This window comes from Pseudomonas sp. PB120, assembly GCF_009761815.1.
Classification (GTDB): Bacteria; Pseudomonadota; Gammaproteobacteria; order Pseudomonadales; family Pseudomonadaceae; genus Aquipseudomonas.
This window is the reverse complement of record NZ_RWIN01000125.1, coordinates 41,257-63,854: the sequence shown is the minus strand read 5'-3', so window position 1 is coordinate 63,854 and position 22,598 is coordinate 41,257. Positions and strand designations below refer to the sequence as shown.

The following is a 22,598-nucleotide window of genomic DNA, read 5'->3' as shown; positions in this document are numbered from 1 at the left end:
ATGTCGTCCAAACATGATGAGTCCCAGACCGACCTGATTCGTGCCAAGGACGTCGGTGGTTTCGACGTTTGGTCGTTGCCCAGTTTCGACCCTTTCGTGCCGGAACCCGAGCCGGAACCCGAGCCCGAGCCTCCGGAAATGGAGGAAGTGCCGCTGGAAGAAGTCCAGCCACTGACCCTGGAAGAACTGGAAGGCATTCGCCAGGAAGCCTACAACGAAGGCTTCGCCACCGGCGAACGAGAGGGTTTCCACAGCACCACACTCAAGGTCCGTCAGGAGGCCGACGTGGCGCTGGCGGCCAAGATTGCTGGCCTGGAGCAGCTGATGGGGAACCTGTTCGAGCCCATCGCCGAGCAGGACACACAGATTGAAAAGTCCTTGGTCGACCTCGTGCAGCACATCACCAAACAGGTGATTCAGCGCGAGCTGGCCATCGATTCGACGCAGATCGAACACGTCATGCGCGAAGCCCTCAAGCTCTTGCCGCTGGGTGTGGGCAATGTGCGCCTGTACATCAATCCACAGGATTTCGAACAGGTCAAAGCCCTGCGCGAGCGCCATGAGGAAACCTGGCGCATCGTCGAGGACGAAGCTCTTTTGCCTGGCGGTTGCCGGGTCGAGACCGAGCACAGTCGCATCGACGCCACGGTCGAAACCCGTGTTGCGCGGGTCATGGACAAACTGTTCGATCAGTTGCACGAACAGGCCCTGCACCCGGCCGCGCCGGATCTGAGCCTGCAATTGCCGGTCGACGACAAACCTGCGGTCGCCCCGGCACTGGAAGATCCCGATGCGCCTTGATCGCACCAGCTTCGCCAAGCGCCTGGGCAGCTACGCCGAGGCCACGGAGCTGGCCGGCGCACCGATCCTCGAAGGTCGCCTGCTGCGCATGGTCGGCCTGACCCTCGAAGCCGAAGGCTTGCGCGCCGCCATGGGCAGTCGCTGCATGGTCATCAATGACGACAGCTATCACCCGGTGCAGGTCGAAGCCGAAGTCATGGGCTTTTCCGGCAGCAAAGTATTCCTGATGCCCGTCGGCAGCGTGGCCGGTATTGCGCCCGGTGCCCGCGTGGTGCCGATGGCCGATACCGGTCGCTTGCCGATGGGCATGAGCATGCTCGGACGGGTGCTCGATGGCGCCGGTCGCGCGCTGGACGGCAAGGGCGGGATGAAGGCTGAAGACTGGGTGCCGATGGATGGCCCGACGATTAACCCGCTCAAGCGCGAACCGATCAGCGAGCCGCTGGACGTGGGCATCCGCTCCATCAACGGTTTGTTGACGGTCGGTCGCGGCCAGCGTCTCGGCCTGTTCGCCGGTACCGGCGTCGGCAAGAGTGTGCTGCTGGGCATGATGACCCGCTTCACCGAGGCCGACATCATTGTCGTCGGCCTGATCGGTGAGCGGGGTCGTGAGGTCAAGGAATTCATCGAACACATCCTCGGTGAAGAAGGCCTCAAGCGTTCCGTCGTCGTCGCCTCGCCGGCGGATGATGCGCCACTGATGCGCCTGCGTGCTGCCATGTATTGCACGCGAATCGCCGAATATTTTCGCGACAAGGGCAAGAACGTCCTGTTGCTGATGGACTCCCTGACCCGTTTCGCCCAGGCCCAGCGGGAAATTGCCCTGGCCATTGGCGAGCCGCCCGCGACCAAGGGCTATCCGCCTTCGGTTTTCGCCAAGTTGCCGAAACTGGTGGAGCGGGCCGGTAACGCGGAGAAGGGCGGCGGTTCGATCACCGCGTTCTACACCGTATTGTCCGAAGGCGACGACCAGCAGGACCCGATCGCCGATGCGGCGCGGGGCGTGCTCGACGGGCACATTGTATTGTCCCGGCGTCTTGCGGAAGAAGGCCATTACCCGGCCATCGACATCGAAGCGTCCATCAGCCGGGTCATGCCGTCGGTGGTGTCGCCTGAACACATGATGCGCGCCCAGTATTTCAAGCAGCTGTGGTCGCGCTATCAACAGAGTCGGGACCTGATCAGTGTCGGCGCCTACGTTGCCGGCGGCGACCGGGAAACCGATCTCGCGATTTCCTTGCAGCCGCAGTTGGTCAGCTACCTGCGCCAGGGCCTGAACGACAGCATCGGCTTGGGCGAAAGCGAAGCCTATCTCGGCTCGATCTTCGCCCCTGCGGCAGGCGGCTAATCGACCATGGCCCAGAGTCGGGCAGGGCGTCTGGCGCCAGTGGTTCAAATGGCCGAAAAGACCGAGAAGACCGCCGCTCAGCGTTTGGGGCACTTCCAGGGGCAGGTTCGCCTGGCCGAAAGCAAGCTCGCCGACCTCGAAGCGTTTCGCCTCGACTATCAGGAACAGTGGATCGTGCGCGGCAGCAGCGGCGTATCGGGGCAATGGTTGCTGGGTTATCAGGGGTTTCTCGCGCAACTGGGGACGGCCATTGATCAGCAGCGACAGAGCCTGGCCTGGCATCAGAACAACCTGAACAAAGCGCGTGAAACCTGGCAGGCGGCGTTCGCCCGGGTTGAAGGCTTGCGCAAGCTGGTGCAGCGTTACGCCGATGAGGCGCGGCAGCTGGAAGACAAGCGCGAGCAGAAATTGCTGGATGAGTTGTCCCAGCGGTTGCCGCGTCAGGATCCGTATTGAGTCAGGTGGACCGCGTTATCGTTCTTCGCGAGCAGGCTCACTCCCACAGGGGATACGGTCAACCTGTGGGAGCGAGCCTGCTCGCGATGGCGTACTCAAGGACCCCGCACCGTTCCAACCTTGCCCCGACCTCTACCAAATGCTAAACCTTGTACAACCACGATCCCAAAAGACAAGGATGCCGTTCAATGTCAGTCGTTACCGAAGTCTCCCCGGATGGGCAAAAGCTGACGATCTCGATCAAGGGACGATTCGATTTCGCCAAGCATCAGGAGTTTCGTGAGTCATACGAGAGCAGGGATCTCGCAGAGGTCGTCATCGACCTGAAAGAAGCGACCTACCTCGACAGCTCCGCGCTGGGCATGCTGCTCCTTCTGCGCGATCACGCCGGCGGCGACGACTCGGATATTCGGGTCGTCAACAGCAGCTCGGATGTGAGAAAAATCCTCGCCATCTCCAATTTCGACAAGCTGTTCGACATCACTTGATCAGCGTGCAATCGCCATTCGAATCGCTGACGATACTGATCGCCGAAGACAGCGCGGCCGATCGCATGCTGCTGTCGAGCATCGTCCGGCGCCAGGGACATCAGGTGCTGACGGCCGCCAACGGCGCCGAAGCTGTCGAAGCGTTCCGCCAGCAACGTCCGCAACTGGTGTTGATGGACGCGATGATGCCGGTCATGGACGGTTTCGAGGCGGCGCAGCAGATCAAGGCGCTGGCCGGGGAAACCCTGGTGCCGATCATCTTCCTGACCTCGCTCAGTGAAAGCGAAGCACTGGCCCGCTGCCTGGAAGCCGGGGGCGACGACTTTCTGGCAAAGCCCTACAACCAGGTGATCCTCGCCGCCAAGATCAAGGCAATGGACCGCTTGCGACGTTTGCAGGCCACCGTCCTGCAACAGCGCGACCAGATCGCCAGGCACCATGACTACCTGCTCAACGAGCAGCGCGTGGCCAAGGCCGTGTTCGACAAAGTCGCCCACTCGGGCTGTCTGAACGCGGCCAATATTCGTTACCTGCAATCGCCCTATGCGCTGTTCAACGGTGATCTGCTGCTGGCGGCGTTTACGCCCGCCGGCGACATGCACGTGTTGCTGGGTGATTTCACCGGCCACGGTTTGCCGGCAGCGGTGGGCGCGATGCCCCTGGCCGAAGTCTTCTACGGCATGACCGCCAAGGGCTACGGCCTGTCGGAAACCCTGCGCGAGATGAACGCCAAGCTCAAGCGCATCTTGCCGGTGGACATGTTCTGTTGTGCAACGCTGTTATCCCTGAGCTTTCAGCGGCGCTCGGTGGAGGTCTGGAACGGCGGGATGCCGGACGGCTACCTGCACACTATTGTCAGTGGAGCGCGCATACCGCTGAAGGCACGGCATCTTCCGCTCGGCGTGTTGAGTCCGCAGACGTTTGATGATCGGACTGAAGTATTCCCGATGGCCGTCGGCGATCGGGTTTTCCTGTTGTCCGACGGCGTGATCGATACCTGCGATGCCAACGATCAGTTGTTTGGCGTGGAGCGATTGCAGCAGGTGTTTGCCGCCAATCGACAGCCCGACGAGTTGTTCGAGGAGATCGAGCAGGCGCTGCGGGATTTTCGTGGCGAGGCCCGCGACGATGTGAGCATGGTCGAGATCCGACTGTTGGATGCGGCACAAGTGAGTCCGCCGGCGCTGGTCTATTCCGACAGCGGCCAGTCCTGCCCGCTGGACTGGTCGGTGAGTTTCGAGTTTCGCGCAGCCACGCTCAAGCGCTTCAATCCGCTGCCGTACCTCCTGCAATTGTTGCTGGAGGTCCATGGGCTGCGGGGCCAGAGCGGGGCGCTGTACAGCGTGCTGGCCGAACTCTATTCCAACGCGCTGGAGCACGGCGTGCTTGGCCTGGACTCGAGCCTCAAGCGCGATGTCACAGGTTTTGCCCGCTATTATCAACAGCGCAATGAGCGCCTGGACGCCTTGCAGGATGGTTTTGTGCGGGTGCATTTGCAGGTGACACCCAAAGGCGAGGGCGGTTGCCTGACGGTGCGCGTCGAGGACAGCGGTCAGGGCTTCGACGTGGAGACCGTGATGGCCCGGCCCCTCGACAGCGTCCGTTTGTCGGGGCGTGGGGTCAGCCTGATTCGCCAACTGGGCCGCAACGCCAGTTGGTCCGACGATGGTCGAAGTGCCCGCGTGGAGTTTTTCTGGGAGGCTCTGGCATAATTCACCCATTCTTGATCAGGGAGTGAGCAAGTGGCTGACACACATCTGGACCTGGAGGTGCTGAGCGCATTGCGGGAGGTCATGGAAGACGAGTATCCGATGTTGCTGGATACCTTTCTTGCCGACTCCGAGGTGCGACTGAAGCTGTTGCGCGAGAGCGCCGATACCGCACAACTCATGGATACCGCCCATAGTTTCAAGGGCAGCAGCAGTAACATGGGCGCCATTCGCCTGGCTGCGCTGTGCCATGACCTGGAGCGGGGAGCCAGGCGACACAGCCTCGCCGACATAAAAAAACTGGTCGAGGAAATCGACAGGGAATACGCCACCGTTCGACCGCTTTACGAAGCGGAGCGCAAGCGCTTTCTCACGGCTAATTCGCGGCTTCAACGCTATTAACCCTGCCGAGCAAAAACTGGCTCGACCCTTGCAGTAATCTCGGTCAACTGTACCTACGATCCCAGTGCAGCGGAGACCGTGTCATGCCCGTTACCCCCAATATTCTGCTTCAGGCCGCCGCGCAGGCCAAGACTCAAGCCGCTTCCGCCAATACCCCGGCGGTGGCTGCCGAGCCCGGGGACAAGGCGTCCAGCTTCGCTCAGGTCTATGCCAATCAAGCCCAGAACAAGCCCGCCACCGTGAGCAGCGCTCCGGCCAAATCCGCGCGTGATCAAGCCCCGGACAGCGCCGGCAAGAAAGACGTCAGCAGCGACAAGCCTGCCGCCACCGAACCGGCCGTTGCCGATAGCGGCAATTCCTTGCCCGCCGAAAAACCGGCGCCTAGCGACGATCAGGCGACCAGTGACGATACCTCGTCGGATACGCCTGAAACGCCAGTTGTCGATGCCGCACCTGTCGACCCGACGCTCGATCCCGCCTTGATGCAGGCAGCGGTGACCTCTCCAGTGCTGACCGTTGCGCCAGTGGAGGCTTCAGTGGCCGCGCCGGTTGAAGCGCCGGTTGCCGCAGTTAAAACGACGGCGAGTGCGCCTGTTGCCACAGCGGCCGTTGCCACTACCGATACCGATTTCGACCCGGAAGCCGATCCTCTCGACGCGCTGCCAGCCGTGCGCATGGCCATGGAGCAGAGCGGGCACGTCTCCGCTTCCAGTCAGTCCCAGCCTAAAGCCGCAGCGACTTCAGCCCAGGCCCAGGCCGACGGTGAACAAACCTCGGCGCAGACCTTTGCCGCCGGCATGGCCAGCATGCTGGATGTGCAAACCGACAAGGACAGCACCAGCCAGGGTGGCGACAAGGCTTTCAGTGGCTTGATCGATGACGGCCTCAAGGACCTGAAGTCGGCCAGCAGCGACACCCGAGTCGATGACTTCGCCAACCGTCTGGCGGCGCTGACCCAGGCCGCCACACCGAAAACCGCCAACGCATTGCCGGTGAATCAGCCGATCGCCATGCATCAGAGCGGCTGGACCGAAGAAGTAGTGAACCGGGTCATGTACCTGTCCAGCGCCAATCTGAAGGCGGCGGACATTCAATTGCAGCCGGCCGAGCTGGGGCGTCTGGATATCCGGGTCAACATGGTCCCGGATCAGCAGACCCAGGTGACGTTCATGAGCGCGCACCCCAGCGTGCGTGAAGCGCTCGATGGCCAGATGCACCGCTTGCGCGACATGTTTGCGCAGCAGGGCATGGGCCAGGTTGACGTCAACGTATCCGACCAGTCCCGTGGCTGGCAGGGTCAGGGGCAGGACCAATCGCAGCAGGGCCAAGGCCAGGGCGGACGCACCAGCGCCAGTGGCGGTCGTGTCGACGCCATGGACGAAGAGCTGACCCCGACCGTCGCCGAAGTGGCTGCCACCGCGACCAGCGTGATCGGCTCCAGCGCCGTCGACTACTACGCCTGATCCAACGCAAAACCCCTGTAGGAGCGAGCTTGCTCGCGATGGAATTGAACGATAACGCGTGCTTCGCTGAAAAAATGCGTCGCTTTCAAATTCATCGCGAGCAAGCTCGCTCCTACATGGCATAACACTTGCTCTTGCCTTGCCGTGCGACTGTGAAAACCCGAATAGTGACGGATTATTGGCATGGCGAAGAGCGACGCAGCAGTAAAAGACCCCGCAACCAAAGGCAAACTCAAGCTGATCATCGTGATCGTGGTGGCCCTGCTGCTGGCGATCGGCGTGTCCGTGGGGGCGACCTGGTACTTCATGCACAGCGCCCAGAGCAAGCCTGTTGCCGCCGTGGATGCAGCCCCGGTGGGCAAGCAGCCTGCGATTTTCGAGGCCATGGCGCCGGCCTTCGTGGCCAACTACAACCAGAACGGCCGTCAGCGCTACATGCAGGTGAGCATCACCATGCAGGGGCGTAACCAGGCTGATCTGGAGGCGCTCAAGGTCCACATGCCGGTGATCCGCAATAACCTGGTCATGCTGTTCTCCGCCCAGGACTTCGCCACGCTGGCATCGCCGGTCGGCCAGGAAATGTTGCGTCAGAAGGCCACGGCCAGCGTCCAGGAAGTGGCGCAGAAAGAGCTCGGCAAAGTGGTCATCGAACAGTTGCTTTTCACTAATTTCGTACTGCAGTAGGAACACGACATGGCCGTGCAGGACCTGCTGTCCCAGGATGAGATCGATGCGCTGTTGCATGGCGTCGACGATGGTCTGGTACAGACCGATACCGCTGCCGAACCCGGCACCGTCAAAAGCTACGACCTGACCAGCCAGGATCGCATCGTCCGTGGACGCATGCCGACCCTGGAAATGATCAACGAGCGTTTCGCCCGCTACACCCGCATCAGCATGTTCAACATGCTGCGCCGCTCGGCGGACGTTGCCGTCGGTGGCGTGCAGGTGATGAAGTTCGGCGAATACGTGCACTCGCTGTACGTGCCGACCAGCCTCAACCTGGTCAAGATCAAACCGTTGCGCGGCACGGCGTTGTTCATCCTCGACGCCAAGCTGGTGTTCAAGCTGGTGGACAACTTCTTCGGCGGCGACGGCCGTCACGCCAAGATCGAAGGGCGTGAGTTCACCCCGACCGAACTGCGTGTGGTGCGCATGGTGCTCGAGCAAGCCTTCGTCGATTTGAAGGAGGCCTGGCAGGCGATCATGGAAGTGAACTTCGAGTACATCAACTCGGAAGTGAACCCGGCCATGGCCAACATCGTCGGCCCGAGCGAAGCCGTGGTGGTATCGACGTTCCACATCGAACTCGATGGCGGTGGCGGTGACCTGCACGTGACCATGCCGTACTCGATGATCGAGCCGGTGCGCGAAATGCTCGACGCCGGCTTCCAGTCGGACCTCGACGATCAGGACGAGCGCTGGGTCAACGCCTTGCGCCAGGACGTGCTGGACGTGGACGTGCCGATTGGTGCCACCGTTGCCCGTCGCCAATTGCGCCTGCGGGACATCCTGCACATGCAGCCGGGGGACATCATCCCGGTCGAGATGCCGGAAGACATGATCATGCGCGCCAATGGCGTGCCTGCGTTCAAGGTCAAGATGGGCTCGCACAAGGGCAACCTCGCGTTGCAAGTGATCGAGCCGATCGAGCGCCGCTGAGCGGCGCCTCCCGATTCGCTTTAACTGACCGCCCCTAATTGATTGAATTTTTGCCCGCCGAGGACAAATGATGGCTGACGATATGAATACCCAGGACGACCAGGCGCTGGCCGATGAATGGGCTGCTGCCCTGGAAGAAACCGGCGACGCCGGCCAGGACGACATCGACGCCCTGCTGGCGGCCGACGCTGCCAGCTCGCCGTCCAACCGTCTGCCCATGGAAGAGTTCGGCAGCGTGCCGAAGAACAACGACCCGGTCAGCCTCGAAGGCCCGAACCTGGACGTGATTCTCGACATCCCGGTGTCGATTTCCATGGAAGTCGGCAGCACCGACATCAACATCCGCAACCTGCTGCAACTCAACCAGGGCTCGGTGATCGAGCTGGATCGCCTGGCCGGTGAGCCGCTGGACGTGCTGGTCAACGGCACCCTCATCGCCCACGGCGAAGTGGTCGTGGTCAACGAGAAGTTCGGCATCCGCCTGACCGACGTGATCAGCCCAAGCGAACGCATCAAGAAGCTGCGCTAAGTGAAAAAGGTTCTGGGGTTCTTGCCGGCGCTGCCGCTCAGCGTCCTGGCTGCCGAGCCGGTGGCCACTGCCGCCACCGTGGCTGCGGCACCGGTGGTCAGCAGTGGCGTGGCCGGGCAATTGACGCAGTTGGTGCTCGGCTTGCTGCTGGTGCTGGGGTTGATCTTCCTCCTGGCCTGGCTGTTGCGTCGGGTCCAGCAGGCCGGGCCCGCCGGCAAAGGGCAGGTGATCGAGCTGATCGGTTCCCGCGCGCTCGGGCCCCGTGACCGCTTGATGCTGGTCCAGGTCGGCAACGAGCAAATTCTGCTTGGCCTCAGCCCTGGCACCATCACCGCGCTGCATGTCATGAAAGAGCCGATTGAAGTGCCGACCAGCGCCGAGAAAGCGACGCCGGAGTTTGCCCAGCATCTGATGAGGATGCTCGGCAAGGATCAGAAGGATACGAAGTAATGGGTGCGCTACGCATCGTCTTGACGCTGGCCCTGGTGCTGGCGACGCCGCTGGTGTTCGCCGCCGATCCGTTGTCGATCCCGGCAATCACCCTGGGCACCAATGCCAACGGCGCCCAGGAATACTCGGTCAGCCTGCAAATCCTGCTGATCATGACCGCGCTGAGCTTTATCCCGGCGTTCGTCATGCTGATGACCAGTTTCACCCGGATCATCATCGTCTTCTCGATTCTGCGTCAGGCCCTGGGCCTGCAGCAGACGCCCTCGAACCAGATCCTCACGGGCATGGCGCTGTTCCTGACCCTGTTCATCATGGCGCCGGTGTTTGACCGGGTGAACCAGGACGCCTTGCAACCGTACCTCGCGGAAAAAATGACCGCTCAGGATGCCGTGGCCAAGGCCCAGGTGCCGATCAAGGACTTCATGCTCGCCCAGACCCGCACCAGCGATCTGGAGCTGTTCATGCGCTTGTCCAAGCGCACCGACATCGCCACGCCGGATCAGGCGCCGCTGACCATTCTGGTGCCGGCGTTCGTTACCTCTGAACTGAAAACCGCGTTCCAGATCGGCTTCATGATCTTCATCCCGTTCCTGATCATCGACCTGGTCGTGGCCAGTGTGCTGATGGCCATGGGCATGATGATGCTCTCGCCGCTGATCATTTCCCTGCCGTTCAAGATCATGCTGTTTGTGCTGGTGGATGGCTGGGCGCTGATCATCGGCACCCTGGCGAGCAGTTTTGGCGGTGTCTCGCCATGACGCCAGAAGTTGCGGTAGACATCTTCCGGGAAGCGCTGTGGTTGACCACCATGATGGTCGCCGTGCTGGTGATCCCGAGCTTGCTGGTGGGCCTGTTAGTGGCGATGTTCCAGGCCGCGACCCAGATCAACGAACAGACCCTGAGCTTCCTCCCGCGCTTGCTGGTGATGCTGGTGACGCTGATCGTCGCCGGTCCGTGGCTGGTGCAGACGTTCATGGAATACATCCTGCAGTTGTACGGCAACATTCCTCAGGTCATTGGCTAAGCCATGTCCCTGCTGCAGCTGACCGATACCCAGATCAGCACCTGGGTGGCGACGTTCATGTTGCCGCTGTTTCGCATCGGCTCCCTGTTGATGGTCATGCCGGTGTTTGGCACGACCCTGGTGCCCAAGCGCGTACGTCTCTATTTCGCCTTGGCGATTACGGTGGTGATTGCCCCGGGGCTGCCACCGATGCCGCCGGTCAATGCGCTGGACCTGAGCGGGTTGATGCTGATTGCCGAGCAGATTCTCATCGGCGCGGTGCTGGGTTTTTCCTTGCAGCTGTTCTTCCAGGCCTTCGTGATCGCCGGGCAAATCATCGCGATTCAGATGGGCATGGGCTTCGCGTCCATGGTCGACCCCACCAACGGCGTATCGGTGGCGGTGATCGGCCAGTTCTTCACCATGCTCGTGACCCTGATGTTCCTGTCGATGAACGGCCATCTGGTGGTGTTCGAGGTCCTCACCGAAAGCTTTACCACGTTGCCGGTCGGCAGCGGTTTGATGGTCAATCATTTCTGGGAGCTGGCCGGCAAACTGGGCTGGGTGCTCGGCGCTGCGCTGATGCTGGTGCTGCCGGCGATCACCGCGCTGCTGGTGGTCAACATCGCGTTTGGCGTGATGACTCGGGCAGCGCCGCAGCTCAACATTTTCTCCATCGGCTTCCCGATGATTCTGGTGCTTGGGCTGTTCATTGTCTGGGTCGGCCTGGCAGACATTCTCAATCAGTATCAACCGCTGGCCTCCGAGGCCTTGCAGTTTTTACGCGAACTGGCGCGGGCGAGTTAAGCCATGGCTGAGAGCGAAAGCGGTCAGGACAAAACAGAAGACCCCACGGACAAACGCAAAAAAGACTCCCGGGACAAGGGCGAGATCGCGCGCTCCAAGGAGCTCAACACCCTGGCGATCATGCTCGCCGGTGCCGGCGCGCTGCTGATCTTCGGTGGTGCGTTGGCCCAGGACTTGATGGAGCTGATGCGGCTCAACTTCACGCTCTCGCGGGAAGTGATTCTGGATCAGCGCAACATGGCGACTTTCCTGCTGCACTCCGGCCAGATCGCGCTGATAGCGGTCCAGCCGGTGATGATCACCTTACTGCTCGCCGCCGTGATCGGCCCGATCTCCCTCGGCGGCTGGCTGTTCGCCGCCGGCTCCATGGCACCCAAATTCAGCCGCATGAACCCCGGCCCCGGGCTGAAACGGATGTTCTCCACCAAGGCCCTGGTGGAGCTGCTCAAGGCCCTGGCAAAATTTATCATCGTGTTGTTTGTGGCGCTGGCGGTGTTGTCCTCAGACATCGACGACCTGCTGCGCATCGCCCACGAACCGATGGATCAGGCGATTATTCACAGCCTGCAAGTGGTCGGCTGGAGCACCTTGTGGATGGCCTGCGGGCTGATCATCATCGCCGCCGTCGACGTTCCGGTTCAGCTCTGGGAAAGCCACAAAAAGCTGTTGATGACCAAGCAGGAAGTACGCGACGAGCACAAGGACCAGGAAGGGCGGCCAGAGGTCAAACAGCGCATTCGCCAGTTGCAGCGCGAAATGTCCCAGCGGCGGATGATGGCGGCGATTCCCGACGCCGACGTGGTCATCACCAACCCGACCCACTACGCCGTGGCGCTCAAATACGACCCGGACAAGGGTGGGGCGCCGATGCTGATTGCCAAGGGCAGTGATTTCCTGGCACTCAAAATTCGCGAGATTGCAGTGGCGAATGAGGTGTTGTTGCTGGAGTCGCCGGCGTTGGCGCGGTCGATCTATTACTCCACGGAGTTGGAGCAGGAGATTCCTGGCGGGTTGTACCTGGCCGTTGCTCAGGTGCTGGCTTACGTTTACCAGATTCGCCAGCACCGGGCAGGGAAGGGCAAGCGGCCGGATCCGCTTAAGGATGATTTGCCGATTCCGCCGGATTTGCGGCGGGATTCTTGAAGAACCTAGTGTTTATTGAAAATACTGACGGCGAATACGATATTTTTCAGCCAGTAAATCGGCGACTTGGCCAGGTATGGCTGAATTCATTCTTTTTTCGTATGAGGAAATTAATCCTTGATCCAGACCTTCACGACTTATGAGTGCAAGCCGGATTGAAATGTTAGGACCATGCATCTGTTTCAATCGATTGAATAGAATGCGATAACCTGCTTGGTCAGTAGCTGCTGCGTTAGTTATAAGGTTTTTGTAAGGCATTTCGAATGGATGCGCTATGTATTTCGGCTCCATAAATGTGCGGCTTTCGGGGCGTGCTGCCCTGTAAGCAAGTTGTTCAAGTCGCATGGAAGCCTGGGGTGGATTGCTGAATTCAGATGCGTCCAAATCGAACTGGTCACCTCTGAAGACCGACAGTTGAGCATCACTTATTAGCTCGGGTATTTGGGCTTCTATTTCAATAATTCGGGTATGAGCGCGCTTAACTTCTTCAGGGGTTATGCCTGGTCTTGATACAAATCGATCAGCAAACCTTTTAATTGGTGTTGGTGTTGGTGTTGAGGGTTGCCAGCCCAGTAGACGGGCAAAAAACTCTCGAACATGTCCTGTTGGATCGGTATTGTTAATTGGATCTCCCAAACAATACACATACGAATTCAACCCACCCCTCCCAAACGGACTCCAGCTATCCGGACTATTAAATCGCATTAACACCGGATTGAATGCCCGATACCCATTTCCCAATAAATAATGCCCGGTTACCGGATCGGGCCGCTCGCCGTTAAAACCGAGGAGGCTGAGTAACCCACTCGCATCGGGGCGGTGACCGTAGGACGAATACGTAATGGGTTGTCGTGGATGATTGGCCTTAAGCGTGTTTAACATCGAGCGCTGCTGATCGGTGGCCAGTAGGGTGGCATCGGGTGCTTCGCCCTCGCTCTGCTGTTGTGCTAACAGCTGATCGCCGTACTGGAATATCGAATACCGTTTCGCGCCCTGGATCTCGGTGGCCAAGCGACTCTTGCAATAAAACCGCTGATGCTCAGCTGTGCTCGGCGGCGCATTGGCGATCAACCGATCGAGAGCGTCGTAGTAATACTGGCAAAGCAGGGTTTCGCGCGCCGATTGCATGAACAGGTGCTCCAAGGATCCGAAAGGCTGGTACTCAGTATTCGCGATTACGCAACGATCGAGAACTAACAGAACTGATAGTTTTGGCGACACCATTCCCGAACTTCGCACCTGTAGCAGCTGCCGAGCCCGCGAGGCTGCGTTCGAGGACGCAGTCCTCGCCGGATTTTACGACGGCTGCGCAGCCGGACGCAGCCTCGCGGGCTCGGCAACTGCTACAGGGCTATCCAGTCAGTCCAGACATACCTGAAATGGCTCTATTTTCAGCCCCGGCTAAAGTTGGAAAGCTTCTTGCAGTACCCGTCCTGCGCCTGCTTCAGGCGTCAAAAGTTTGCTTTAAGGAACGGGGAAAACCGGTGGATCGCTCTCAGTTACTCAACAGTGCCCGCACAAACGTTGCCGACTTAAGTCGGGGCAATCTGGGCGTGCCGTTGTTGCTGCTGGTCATGCTCGCCATGATGATGCTGCCGGTGCCGCCGTTCCTGCTGGACGTGTTTTTCACGTTCAACATTGCGTTGTCGATCGTCGTCTTGCTGGTCTGCGTCTATGCGCTGCGGCCGCTGGATTTTGCGGTGTTCCCGACCATTCTGCTGGTGGCGACGCTGCTGCGGCTGGCGCTCAACGTAGCGTCCACGCGGGTGGTGATGCTTCACGGCCAGGACGGTCACGCCGCTGCCGGTAAGGTCATCCAGGCCTTCGGCGAGGTGGTGATCGGCGGTAATTACGTGGTCGGTATCGTGGTCTTCGCGATTTTGATGATCATCAACTTCGTCGTGGTGACCAAGGGTGCCGGGCGGATTTCCGAGGTGAGCGCGCGTTTCACCCTCGATGCGATGCCCGGTAAACAGATGGCCATCGACGCCGACTTGAACGCCGGTCTGATCGATCAGAACCAGGCCAAACTGCGCCGGATGGAAGTGGCCCAGGAAGCCGAGTTCTACGGGTCCATGGACGGTGCCAGCAAATTCGTCCGCGGTGACGCCATCGCCGGCCTGCTGATCCTGTTCATCAACCTGATCGGCGGCATGGCGGTCGGTATCTTCCAGCACGGCATGAGCTTTGGCGATGCCGGCAAGGTGTACGCGCTGCTGACCATCGGTGACGGTTTGGTGGCGCAATTGCCATCACTGTTGTTATCAACAGCGGCGGCGATCATGGTGACCCGTGCTTCCGGTTCGGAAGACATGGGCAAGCAGATCAATCGCCAGATGTTTGCCTCGCCCAAGGCGCTGGCAGTGGCGGCCGGCCTGATGGCCGTCATGGGCCTGGTGCCCGGCATGCCGCACTTCTCCTTCCTGACCATGGCGGCCCTGGCGGCTGGCGGCGCGTACCTGTTCTGGAAGAAGCAAAACATCGTCAAGGTGCAGGCCTTGCAAGAGGTCAAGCGTCAGCAGGAACTGCTGCCATCACCAGCCCGCGCCCAGGAAACCAAGGAGTTGGGCTGGGACGATGTGACCCCGATCGACATGATTGGCCTTGAAGTGGGTTATCGCCTGATCCCGCTGGTGGACCGTAATCAGGGTGGCCAGTTGCTGGCGCGGATCAAGGGCGTGCGCAAGAAGCTGTCCCAGGACCTGGGCTTCCTGATGCCGACCGTGCATATCCGTGACAACCTCGACTTGGCCCCAAGCGCCTATCGCCTGACCTTGATGGGCGTGATCCTGGCGGAAGCGGAGATCTACCCGGACCGCGAACTGGCCATCAACCCCGGTCAGGTATACGGTTCCCTCAATGGCATAACCGCCAAAGATCCGGCTTTCGGGCTGGAGGCGGTCTGGATCGAAATCAGCCAGCGTGCGCAGGCGCAATCCCTCGGTTACACCGTGGTCGATGCCAGTACGGTGGTGGCGACTCACTTGAACCAGATTCTGTACAAGCACTCCAGCGAACTGATCGGTCACGAAGAAGTCCAGCAACTGATGCAATTGCTGGCCAAAAGCTCGCCAAAACTGGCGGAAGAGCTGGTGCCGGGCGTGGTTTCGCTGTCGCAGCTGCTCAAGGTCTTGCAGGCGCTGTTGGCCGAACAAGTGCCGGTACGCGACATCCGCAGCATTGCCGAAGCCATCGCGAACAATGCCGCCAAGAGTCAAGATACTGCCGCCTTGGTGGCCGCGGTGCGCGTCGGCGTATCCCGCGCAATCGTCCAAAGCATTGTAGGGACTGAGTCCGAGCTGCCAGTTATCACCCTGGAGCCAAGGTTGGAACAAATATTGCTCAATAGTCTTCAGAAGGCAGGACAAGGCTCGGAAGAGGGCGTTCTGCTGGAACCAAGCATGGCTGAGAAGCTGCAGCGCTCGTTGATCGATGCGGCGCAGCGCCAGGAGATGCAAGGTCAACCGGTGATTCTGCTGGTGGCCGGTCCGGTACGCGCAATGTTGTCGCGCTTCGGCCGGTTGGCAGTCCCGGGTTTGCATGTGTTGGCTTACCAGGAAATTCCTGACAACAAGCAAGTGACCATCGTTGCGACAGTAGGGCCGAACGGCTGAGGTAGTGGTGTATGCAAGTTAAGCGTTTTTTCGCCGCCGATATGCGTCAGGCCATGAAACTGGTTCGTGATGAGCTGGGCGCTGATGCCGCCATCATTGGCAATCGCCGTATCGCCGGCGGTGTCGAGCTGACGGCTGCCCTCGATTACAAATTGTCTGCGCTGGCCCCGCGTGTTCCGAACATGGAACTCGAGGACGAGCTGCGCAAGACCCAGTCGCGGATCGTCACCGCCCAGGCCGAGTTGAGCCTGCGTGGCGATGGCGAGAGCGACAAGAGCACCAATCGCCAGTTGTTCGCCGGCCTGCCACTGACCGCCGCCGAGCCGCTGATCGAGCCGACCTACGCCGAACCTCGTCGTCCTGCGCCGGCCCCTGCGCCCGCCTCGACCGGTGTTGACCCGCGTGCGTTCGACTCGATGCGCTTCGAACTCAACAGCCTGCGTGAACTGATGGAAGTTCAACTGGGCTCCCTGGCCTGGAATCAGCTGCAAGGTAGCCGTCCGGCCCAGGCCAATCTCTGGCGACGCCTGCAGCGCATTGGCCTGTCCGGTCCGTTGTCGCGCGATTTGCTGGCGCTGATTACCGATATCGAAGAACCCCGTCAGGCCTGGCGCATGTTGCTGGCGCATCTGGCGCGGATGATCGCCACCCCGGAAGTCGAGCCGCTGGAAGAGGGCGGTGTGATTGCAATGGTCGGCCCTGCCGGTATGGGCAAGACCACCACCCTGGCCAAGCTCGCGGCCCGTTACGTGCTGAAATACGGTGCGCAGAACATCGCGCTGGTGAGCATGGACAGCTACCGTATTGGTGCCCAGGAGCAACTCAAGACGCTTGGGCGGATTCTCAATGTGTCGGTGACCCACGTCGACCCGGGCCAATCGCTGGTTCAGGCGCTGGATCCATTGCTGCGCAAACGCGTGGTGCTGATCGATACCGCCGGCCTGCAAGCCAGCGATCCGGCGCTGCGCATGCAGCTCGAGAGCCTGGCCGGGCGTGGCATCCGGTCAAAAAATTATCTGGTTCTGGCAACCACCAGCCAGAAACAGGTTCTAACTGCCGCTTATCACAGTTACAAGCGCTGCGGGCTCGCTGGCTGCATCCTGACTAAACTGGATGAAACGGCAAGCTTGGGCGAGGTGTTGAGCCTGGCCATCAGTCATGAATTGCCGGTGGCGTACCTGACCGATGGCCCGCGGATTCCGGATGATTTGCATCTGCCGCGCCGTCATCAGTTGGTCAGTCGCGCCGTGAGCGTGCAAATGCAGGAAGAACCCAGCGAAGAAGCCATGGCTGACATGTTCGCTGATATTTACCACAGCCCGACCAAGCAGGTTGGCTGAGGTATTAATGAACAGTTTTTGTACCTACATCGATGGTCTGCCATGCATTGTTCCGTTTGCGAACGCGCAGCCAGTAATGTGGCCTCCGTCTATGCAAGACAAGGTAAAGAAATAACATGGGCAGCATGCATCCCGTACAGGTGATCGCGGTGACCGGCGGCAAAGGTGGCGTCGGCAAGACTAACGTGTCAGTGAATTTGTCATTGGCCCTGGCTGAGCTCGGCCGTCGCGTCATGCTGTTGGACGCCGACCTGGGTTTGGCAAACGTCGACGTCCTGCTGGGACTGACACCCAAACGCACACTGGCCGACGTGATCGAAGGCCGCTGCGAGCTGCGCGACGTGTTGTTGCAGGGCCCTGGCGGCATCCGCATCGTCCCGGCCGCGTCCGGCACCCAGAGCATGGTTCATCTGAGCCCGGCGCAACACGCCGGCCTGATCCAGGCGTTCAGCGACATCGGCGACAATCTCGACGTATTGGTGATCGACACCGCTGCGGGTATAGGTGACTCGGTAGTCAGTTTTGTCCGCGCCGCGCAGGAAGTCCTGCTGGTGGTGTGCGACGAGCCGACCTCGATCACGGACGCCTACGCCCTGATCAAACTGCTGAACCGCGATTACGGCATGAACCGCTTCCGCGTCCTGGCCAACATGGCCCAGAGCCCGCAGGAAGGTCGCAACCTGTTCGCCAAGTTGACCAAGGTCACGGACCGTTTCCTCGACGTCGCATTGCAATACGTCGGTGCGGTGCCGTACGACGAAAGCGTGCGCAAGGCCGTGCAGAAGCAACGTGCCGTGTACGAAGCCTTCCCGCGTTCCAAGTGTTCGCTGGCCTTCAAGGCGATTGCCCAGAAGGTCGACACCTGGCCGCTGCCTGCCAACCCGCGTGGGCACCTTGAATTTTTCGTCGAGCGCCTCGTGCAACAAACGGCAGGACCTGTTCTATGACAGCCAGCGGTTACAACCTCTACAAGAAGTCGGCACGTGACGCGCAGTACGAGTTGATCGAGCGTTACGCGCCACTGGTTAAACGCATTGCCTACCACCTGCTGGCCCGTCTGCCGGCCAGCGTCCAGGTCGAAGACCTGATCCAGGCCGGGATGATCGGTCTGCTGGAAGTGTCGACCAAATACGACGCCAGCAAAGGTGCGAGTTTCGAGACGTACGCGGGCATCCGGATCCGCGGCGCCATGCTCGATGAAGTCCGCAAGGGGGACTGGGCGCCACGTTCGGTCCACCGCAATACCCGGATGGTCAGCGACGCAATTCGCTCGATTGAAGCTAAAACCGGTCGTGACGCTAAAGATCACGAGGTTGCGGCCGAACTCCAATTGAGTCTCGACGATTATTACGGGATTTTGAACGACACCTTGGGTAGCCGGTTATTCAGTTTCGACGATCTGTTGCAGGACGGCGAGCACGAAGGGCTGCACGAGGATGGCGCGAGTGCTCATCTCGAGCCGTCACGCGATCTGGAAGATGAACGCTTCCAGGCGGCGCTGGCGGACGCGATTGCCAATTTGCCGGAGCGTGAGCGACTGGTGTTGGCGCTGTACTACGACGAAGAGCTGAATCTCAAGGAAATCGGCGAGGTCCTGGGGGTCAGCGAATCTCGGGTCAGCCAGTTACACAGCCAGTGCGCGGCCCGTTTGCGGGGGCGTTTGGGGGAGTGGCGAGCGCGCTGAAGGCAGTGTGGGGACACTGCGAACGTGGCTGGTGTGGTGTTGAACTGCACCGGTCTCGATCTGCTGTGCTCCAGACAGTCATCGAGTGCTTTGCCGGATTGATTGAAATGGCGCGTCCAGGTGCTGGGCGCGTTTAAGACTGCTTGGAGGTCGAATTGGACAAGAACATGAAAATCCTCATCGTTGATGACTTCTCAACGATGCGGCGGATCATAAAAAACCTGTTGCGTGACCTTGGGTTCACCAACACGGTCGAGGCCGACGATGGCACTACCGCCATTCCGGTTCTCAACAGCGGGAGCATCGACTTTCTGGTAACGGACTGGAACATGCCTGGCATGACCGGTATCGATCTGCTGCGCCACGTGCGCGCCGATGAAAAGCTCAAGCACCTGCCAGTGCTGATGGTGACCGCTGAAGCCAAGCGCGAGCAGATCATCGAAGCAGCCCAGGCCGGCGTAAACGGCTATGTGGTCAAACCCTTCACGGCCCAGGCGTTGAAAGAAAAAATCGAGAAGATTTTCGAACGCATCGGTTGATGGACTGCGCCACGGGGGAGCTATGGAGCATAAAGAATCTTCATTGGGCGATTTTGAATCGACCCTGAAAAAACATGCGGTCGAATTGGTCGAAAGCCTTGAAAAAGGCAAGTTCGGCGACGCTGTGCAACTGATCCATGAGCTCAATCAGACCCGTGACCGTGGCCTGTATCAGGAAGTGGGCAAGCTCACCCGTGAGCTGCACAGTGCGATCGTCAATTTCCAGATCGACCCGAACATGCCGCAAGCCGAGGAAGTGTCACAGATCACCGACGCCACCGAGCGTCTGGGGTATGTGGTCAAGCTGACCGAGGCTGCGGCCAATCGCACCATGGACCTGGTGGAAAACGCCACGCCGCTGGTCAACCGCCTGAGCGACGAAGCCCAGGCCTTGAGCACGGACTGGGGTCGGTTCATGCGTCGCGAAGTCGGTGCTGAAGAGTTTCGTGAGCTGGCCCGTCGAGTCGACGGTTTCCTGACACGCAGCAGTGAAGACAGCCGCGTAGTGTCGAGCAACCTCAACGACATTCTGCTGGCCCAGGATTACCAGGACCTCACAGGTCAGGTGATCAAGCGTGTGACCCAGCTGGTCACCGAAGTTGAAAGCAACCTGCTCAAGCTCGTGCTCATGGCCAGTCAGGTGGACCGCTTTGCGGGCATCGAACATGACCGTGCGTCGATCCTTGCAGAAAAAGATCCGCAAAAACATCTCTCTCAGGGTGAAGGTCCGCAGATTCATGCCGATAAAAGAGAAGACGTTGTGTCCGGTCAGGACGATGTGGACGATTTGCTATCCAGCCTAGGGTTTTAGGATTTTAGGTTTTTTAGGTTTTTAGACCTGTTAGGAGCACCCCATACATGAGCTTCGGCGCCGATGAAGAGATCCTTCAGGATTTTCTGGTTGAGGCCGGCGAGATTCTGGAGCAACTGTCCGAACAGCTGGTCGAGCTTGAAAGCCGACCGGATGATGCGGACTTGCTCAATGCAATTTTTCGCGGTTTTCACACTGTAAAAGGGGGCGCCGGCTTCCTCCAGCTCAACGAGCTGGTGGAGTGCTGTCACATCGCCGAGAACGTGTTCGACATCCTGCGCAAGGGTGAGCGACGCGTCGACTCGGAACTGATGGACGTGGTTCTCGAAGCGCTGGACGCGGTGAACAGCATGTTTACCGAAGTCCGCGAACGCAGCCCGATCACGGCGGCGACGCCGGAGTTGCTTGCGGCGCTGGCGCGTCTGGCCGAGCCGCAAACCGCCGATGAATCGGCCGTGTTTGCCGAAGTCGTCGAAGAGCCTGTCGCTGAAAGCGAATCGGGCGACATCACCGATAACGAATTTGAACAACTGCTGGACTCGCTGAATGCCGTCAAGGCCCAGGCCGAGGCTCCTGCGGTAGCTGCTCCGCTGCCTGCCGGCGATGCCGCCGGCAGCGACGAAATTACCGATGCCGAGTTCGAGTCACTGCTCGATCAGTTGCACGGCAAAGGCCAGTTCGCCGTCGACGCGGTGGCCGCGCCTGCTGCACCCGCAGCACCGGCCGCGCCGAAAGCGGCGGGTGACAGTTCCGACATTACCGACGACGAGTTTGAAGCACTGCTCGACCAGCTGCACGGCAAGGGTAACTTTGCTGTCGATGCGCTGGAATCGGCCATTGCCTCTGTGCCAACCCCGGCTGCGCCGGCTGCCGCGGCGGCAGGCAGCGATCTGATCTCGGATCACGAGTTCGAATCGTTGCTCGACGAGTTGCACGGCAAAGGCAAGTTCACTGAAGTCGGTTCCGCTTCGGCGGCGTCTTCGGTGGCTGCGCCTGTTGCCAAGGCTGTTGCTCCCAAGCCGGTTGCCAAGTCACCCGAGCCCAAGGCTGAAGCACCGAAACCGGCTGCCGCTGCTGCACCGGCTCCGGCCCGTGCGCCGTCCGCACCGCCGCCTGAAAAACCGGCCAGCGAAGCCGAGACCACCGTGCGGGTCGACACCGCGCGTCTCGACGAAATCATGAACATGGTTGGCGAACTGGTGCTGGTGCGTAACCGCCTGGTCCGCCTCGGTGCCAACAGCGCCGACGAAGCCATGTCCAAGGCTGTGTCCAACCTCGACGTGGTCACGGCCGACCTGCAAACCGCGGTCATGAAGACCCGGATGCAACCGATCAAGAAGGTCTTCGGGCGCTTCCCGCGCCTGGTTCGCGACCTGGCTCGCCAGCTCAAGAAAGAGATCAACCTGGAACTCGTCGGCGAAGAAACCGACCTCGACAAGAACCTCGTCGAGGCCCTGGCCGACCCGCTGGTCCACTTGGTGCGCAACGCGGTCGACCACGGCATCGAGTCGCCGGAAGAACGCGAAGCGTCGGGCAAGTCCCGCGGCGGCAAGGTGATCCTCGCGGCCGAACAGGAAGGCGACCATATCCTGCTGTCGATCTCCGATGACGGCAAAGGCATGGACCCGAATGTGCTGCGTTCCATCGCCGTCAAACGCGGTGTGATGGACAAGGACGCGGCCGATCGTTTGAGCGATACCGAGTGCTACAACCTGATTTTCGCGCCGGGTTTCTCGACCAAAACCGAGATCTCCGACGTGTCGGGTCGTGGCGTGGGCATGGACGTGGTGAAAACCAAGATTTCCCAGCTCAACGGTTCGATCAATATCTTCTCGGCCAAGGGCCAGGGCTCGAAAATCGTCATCAAGGTCCCGTTGACCCTGGCGATCATGCCGACGCTGATGGTCATGCTCGGCAACCAGGCGTTCGCGTTCCCGCTGGTGAACGTCAACGAGATTTTCCACCTCGACCTGTCGCGCACCAACGTGGTGGACGGCCAGGAAGTGGTGATCGTGCGGGACAAGGCACTGCCACTGTTCTACCTCAAGCGCTGGCTGGTCAGCTCCGCCGCTCACGAAGAGCAGCGCGAAGGCCATGTGGTGATCCTTTCGGTGGGCACCCAGCGGATCGGCTTCGTCGTCGATCAACTGGTTGGCCAGGAAGAAGTGGTCATCAAGCCATTGGGCAAAATGCTCCAGGGAACCCCGGGCATGTCGGGCGCCACCATCACCGGTGACGGCCGCATTGCGCTGATTCTCGATGTTCCGAGCATGCTCAAGCGTTACGCCGCACGGCGTATTTGATTCTGGTGGGGCGGGGCGACTGAGCCTCGCTCCGTCTAACGGAGTG

23 protein-coding genes are annotated in these 22,598 nt (G+C 60.3%); 22 read left to right on the top strand and 1 reads right to left on the bottom strand.

Annotation, left to right across the window (positions count from 1 at the left end; all coding sequences use genetic code 11):
* The 15 genes from fliH to flhB all read left to right on the top strand — a co-directional run bounded on the left by fliH (position 1) and on the right by flhB (position 12,261).
* Complete coding sequence (fliH, locus tag EJA72_RS23260) at positions 1 to 801, top strand: flagellar assembly protein FliH (RefSeq protein WP_157714174.1); 801 nt, start codon at positions 1 to 3, stop codon at positions 799 to 801.
* Positions 791 to 2,149, top strand: coding sequence for a flagellar protein export ATPase FliI (fliI, locus tag EJA72_RS23255; protein ID WP_157714172.1), 1,359 nt, complete (start codon positions 791 to 793; stop codon positions 2,147 to 2,149). The genes fliH and fliI overlap by 11 nt, the downstream gene beginning before the upstream one ends.
* A gap of 6 nt (positions 2,150 to 2,155) precedes the next feature.
* A complete protein-coding gene (fliJ, locus tag EJA72_RS23250; RefSeq protein ID WP_157714170.1) occupies positions 2,156 to 2,605 on the top strand; it encodes a flagellar export protein FliJ in 450 nt (149 codons plus the stop codon).
* A 188-nt stretch (positions 2,606 to 2,793) separates the two neighbouring features.
* Positions 2,794 to 3,093: an STAS domain-containing protein gene (locus EJA72_RS23245; protein ID WP_157714168.1), complete on the top strand. Its 300-nt coding sequence runs from the start codon at positions 2,794 to 2,796 to the stop codon at positions 3,091 to 3,093.
* Positions 3,094 to 3,098: 5 nt separating this feature from the next.
* Positions 3,099 to 4,805, top strand: coding sequence for a fused response regulator/phosphatase (locus tag EJA72_RS23240; protein ID WP_178129542.1), 1,707 nt, complete (start codon positions 3,099 to 3,101; stop codon positions 4,803 to 4,805).
* A gap of 30 nt (positions 4,806 to 4,835) precedes the next feature.
* On the top strand, positions 4,836 to 5,204 hold the full coding sequence (locus tag EJA72_RS23235; RefSeq protein ID WP_178129541.1) for an Hpt domain-containing protein: 369 nt from the start codon (positions 4,836 to 4,838) through the stop codon (positions 5,202 to 5,204).
* 83 nt (positions 5,205 to 5,287) lie between these two features.
* Positions 5,288 to 6,667: a flagellar hook-length control protein FliK gene (locus tag EJA72_RS23230; protein ID WP_157714128.1), complete on the top strand. Its 1,380-nt coding sequence runs from the start codon at positions 5,288 to 5,290 to the stop codon at positions 6,665 to 6,667.
* A 183-nt stretch (positions 6,668 to 6,850) separates the two neighbouring features.
* On the top strand, positions 6,851 to 7,351 hold the full coding sequence (gene fliL / locus EJA72_RS23225) for a flagellar basal body-associated protein FliL (protein WP_157714121.1): 501 nt from the start codon (positions 6,851 to 6,853) through the stop codon (positions 7,349 to 7,351).
* A gap of 9 nt (positions 7,352 to 7,360) precedes the next feature.
* Entirely contained in the window at positions 7,361 to 8,329 is a 969-nt protein-coding gene (fliM, locus tag EJA72_RS23220; protein WP_157714113.1) for a flagellar motor switch protein FliM, read from the top strand.
* 70 nt (positions 8,330 to 8,399) lie between these two features.
* Positions 8,400 to 8,858 carry a flagellar motor switch protein FliN gene (gene fliN, locus EJA72_RS23215; protein ID WP_157714105.1) on the top strand — a complete coding sequence of 153 codons (459 nt, stop codon included), beginning with the start codon at positions 8,400 to 8,402 and terminating at the stop codon, positions 8,856 to 8,858.
* The gene (fliO, locus tag EJA72_RS23210; protein ID WP_178129540.1) at positions 8,859 to 9,308 is read left to right on the top strand and encodes a flagellar biosynthetic protein FliO; all 450 of its coding nucleotides are present in this window, start codon (positions 8,859 to 8,861) and stop codon (positions 9,306 to 9,308) included.
* Complete coding sequence (gene fliP / locus EJA72_RS23205; protein WP_157714103.1) at positions 9,308 to 10,066, top strand: flagellar type III secretion system pore protein FliP; 759 nt, start codon at positions 9,308 to 9,310, stop codon at positions 10,064 to 10,066. The genes fliO and fliP overlap by 1 nt, the downstream gene beginning before the upstream one ends.
* Positions 10,063 to 10,332, top strand: coding sequence for a flagellar biosynthesis protein FliQ (fliQ, locus tag EJA72_RS23200; protein ID WP_010456946.1), 270 nt, complete (start codon positions 10,063 to 10,065; stop codon positions 10,330 to 10,332). Before fliP ends, fliQ begins: the two co-directional genes overlap by 4 nt.
* 3 nt (positions 10,333 to 10,335) lie before the next feature.
* Positions 10,336 to 11,118: a flagellar biosynthetic protein FliR gene (fliR, locus tag EJA72_RS23195; protein WP_157714101.1), complete on the top strand. Its 783-nt coding sequence runs from the start codon at positions 10,336 to 10,338 to the stop codon at positions 11,116 to 11,118.
* Positions 11,119 to 11,121: 3 nt separating this feature from the next.
* Entirely contained in the window at positions 11,122 to 12,261 is a 1,140-nt protein-coding gene (flhB, locus tag EJA72_RS23190) for a flagellar biosynthesis protein FlhB (protein WP_157714098.1), read from the top strand.
* 12 nt (positions 12,262 to 12,273) lie between these two features.
* Here the strand turns inward: flhB and EJA72_RS29380 are convergent, their stop codons facing one another.
* Complete coding sequence (locus EJA72_RS29380) at positions 12,274 to 13,389, bottom strand: RHS repeat-associated core domain-containing protein (protein WP_256679746.1); 1,116 nt, start codon at positions 13,387 to 13,389, stop codon at positions 12,274 to 12,276.
* Positions 13,390 to 13,745: 356 nt separating this feature from the next.
* Between EJA72_RS29380 and flhA the strand changes: the two genes are divergently transcribed.
* From flhA to EJA72_RS23150, 7 genes are all read left to right on the top strand, one after another.
* Positions 13,746 to 15,875, top strand: a complete 2,130-nt coding sequence (flhA, locus tag EJA72_RS23180) for a flagellar biosynthesis protein FlhA (protein ID WP_178129539.1) — start codon at positions 13,746 to 13,748, stop codon at positions 15,873 to 15,875.
* Positions 15,876 to 15,886: 11 nt separating this feature from the next.
* Positions 15,887 to 17,215, top strand: a complete 1,329-nt coding sequence (gene flhF / locus EJA72_RS23175) for a flagellar biosynthesis protein FlhF (RefSeq protein ID WP_157714096.1) — start codon at positions 15,887 to 15,889, stop codon at positions 17,213 to 17,215.
* Positions 17,216 to 17,331: 116 nt separating this feature from the next.
* The gene (gene fleN / locus EJA72_RS23170; protein ID WP_008001746.1) at positions 17,332 to 18,162 is read left to right on the top strand and encodes a flagellar synthesis regulator FleN; all 831 of its coding nucleotides are present in this window, start codon (positions 17,332 to 17,334) and stop codon (positions 18,160 to 18,162) included.
* Positions 18,159 to 18,899, top strand: coding sequence for an RNA polymerase sigma factor FliA (fliA, locus tag EJA72_RS23165; protein WP_007894214.1), 741 nt, complete (start codon positions 18,159 to 18,161; stop codon positions 18,897 to 18,899). The genes fleN and fliA overlap by 4 nt, the downstream gene beginning before the upstream one ends.
* 167 nt (positions 18,900 to 19,066) lie before the next feature.
* Positions 19,067 to 19,438 carry a chemotaxis response regulator CheY gene (locus EJA72_RS23160; RefSeq protein ID WP_003183998.1) on the top strand — a complete coding sequence of 124 codons (372 nt, stop codon included), beginning with the start codon at positions 19,067 to 19,069 and terminating at the stop codon, positions 19,436 to 19,438.
* Between the two features lie 22 nt (positions 19,439 to 19,460).
* Entirely contained in the window at positions 19,461 to 20,249 is a 789-nt protein-coding gene (locus EJA72_RS23155) for a protein phosphatase CheZ (protein ID WP_157714094.1), read from the top strand.
* Positions 20,250 to 20,296: 47 nt separating this feature from the next.
* Positions 20,297 to 22,552 carry a chemotaxis protein CheA gene (locus EJA72_RS23150; protein ID WP_157714092.1) on the top strand — a complete coding sequence of 752 codons (2,256 nt, stop codon included), beginning with the start codon at positions 20,297 to 20,299 and terminating at the stop codon, positions 22,550 to 22,552.
* Positions 22,553 to 22,598 lie beyond the last annotated feature (46 nt).

What these genes read in the sequence shown, in the direction of transcription:
- EJA72_RS23230 (WP_157714128.1), top strand. Translation starts at nt 5,288, where the DNA reads ATGCCCGTTACCCCCAATATTCTGCTTCAGGCCGCCGCGCAGGCCAAG.
- fliH (WP_157714174.1), top strand. Translation starts at nt 1, where the DNA reads ATGTCGTCCAAACATGATGAGTCCCAGACCGACCTGATTCGTGCCAAG.
- EJA72_RS29380 (WP_256679746.1), bottom strand. Translation starts at nt 13,389, where the DNA reads ATGCAATCGGCGCGCGAAACCCTGCTTTGCCAGTATTACTACGACGCT.
- flhF (WP_157714096.1), top strand. Translation starts at nt 15,887, where the DNA reads ATGCAAGTTAAGCGTTTTTTCGCCGCCGATATGCGTCAGGCCATGAAA.
- EJA72_RS23245 (WP_157714168.1), top strand. Translation starts at nt 2,794, where the DNA reads ATGTCAGTCGTTACCGAAGTCTCCCCGGATGGGCAAAAGCTGACGATC.
- fliP (WP_157714103.1), top strand. Translation starts at nt 9,308, where the DNA reads ATGGGTGCGCTACGCATCGTCTTGACGCTGGCCCTGGTGCTGGCGACG.
- fliR (WP_157714101.1), top strand. Translation starts at nt 10,336, where the DNA reads ATGTCCCTGCTGCAGCTGACCGATACCCAGATCAGCACCTGGGTGGCG.
- fliM (WP_157714113.1), top strand. Translation starts at nt 7,361, where the DNA reads ATGGCCGTGCAGGACCTGCTGTCCCAGGATGAGATCGATGCGCTGTTG.
- fliJ (WP_157714170.1), top strand. Translation starts at nt 2,156, where the DNA reads ATGGCCCAGAGTCGGGCAGGGCGTCTGGCGCCAGTGGTTCAAATGGCC.
- fliN (WP_157714105.1), top strand. Translation starts at nt 8,400, where the DNA reads ATGGCTGACGATATGAATACCCAGGACGACCAGGCGCTGGCCGATGAA.
- fliI (WP_157714172.1), top strand. Translation starts at nt 791, where the DNA reads ATGCGCCTTGATCGCACCAGCTTCGCCAAGCGCCTGGGCAGCTACGCC.
- fliQ (WP_010456946.1), top strand. Translation starts at nt 10,063, where the DNA reads ATGACGCCAGAAGTTGCGGTAGACATCTTCCGGGAAGCGCTGTGGTTG.
- EJA72_RS23155 (WP_157714094.1), top strand. Translation starts at nt 19,461, where the DNA reads ATGGAGCATAAAGAATCTTCATTGGGCGATTTTGAATCGACCCTGAAA.
- fliL (WP_157714121.1), top strand. Translation starts at nt 6,851, where the DNA reads ATGGCGAAGAGCGACGCAGCAGTAAAAGACCCCGCAACCAAAGGCAAA.
- fliA (WP_007894214.1), top strand. Translation starts at nt 18,159, where the DNA reads ATGACAGCCAGCGGTTACAACCTCTACAAGAAGTCGGCACGTGACGCG.
- flhB (WP_157714098.1), top strand. Translation starts at nt 11,122, where the DNA reads ATGGCTGAGAGCGAAAGCGGTCAGGACAAAACAGAAGACCCCACGGAC.
- EJA72_RS23150 (WP_157714092.1), top strand. Translation starts at nt 20,297, where the DNA reads ATGAGCTTCGGCGCCGATGAAGAGATCCTTCAGGATTTTCTGGTTGAG.
- EJA72_RS23160 (WP_003183998.1), top strand. Translation starts at nt 19,067, where the DNA reads ATGAAAATCCTCATCGTTGATGACTTCTCAACGATGCGGCGGATCATA.
- fleN (WP_008001746.1), top strand. Translation starts at nt 17,332, where the DNA reads ATGGGCAGCATGCATCCCGTACAGGTGATCGCGGTGACCGGCGGCAAA.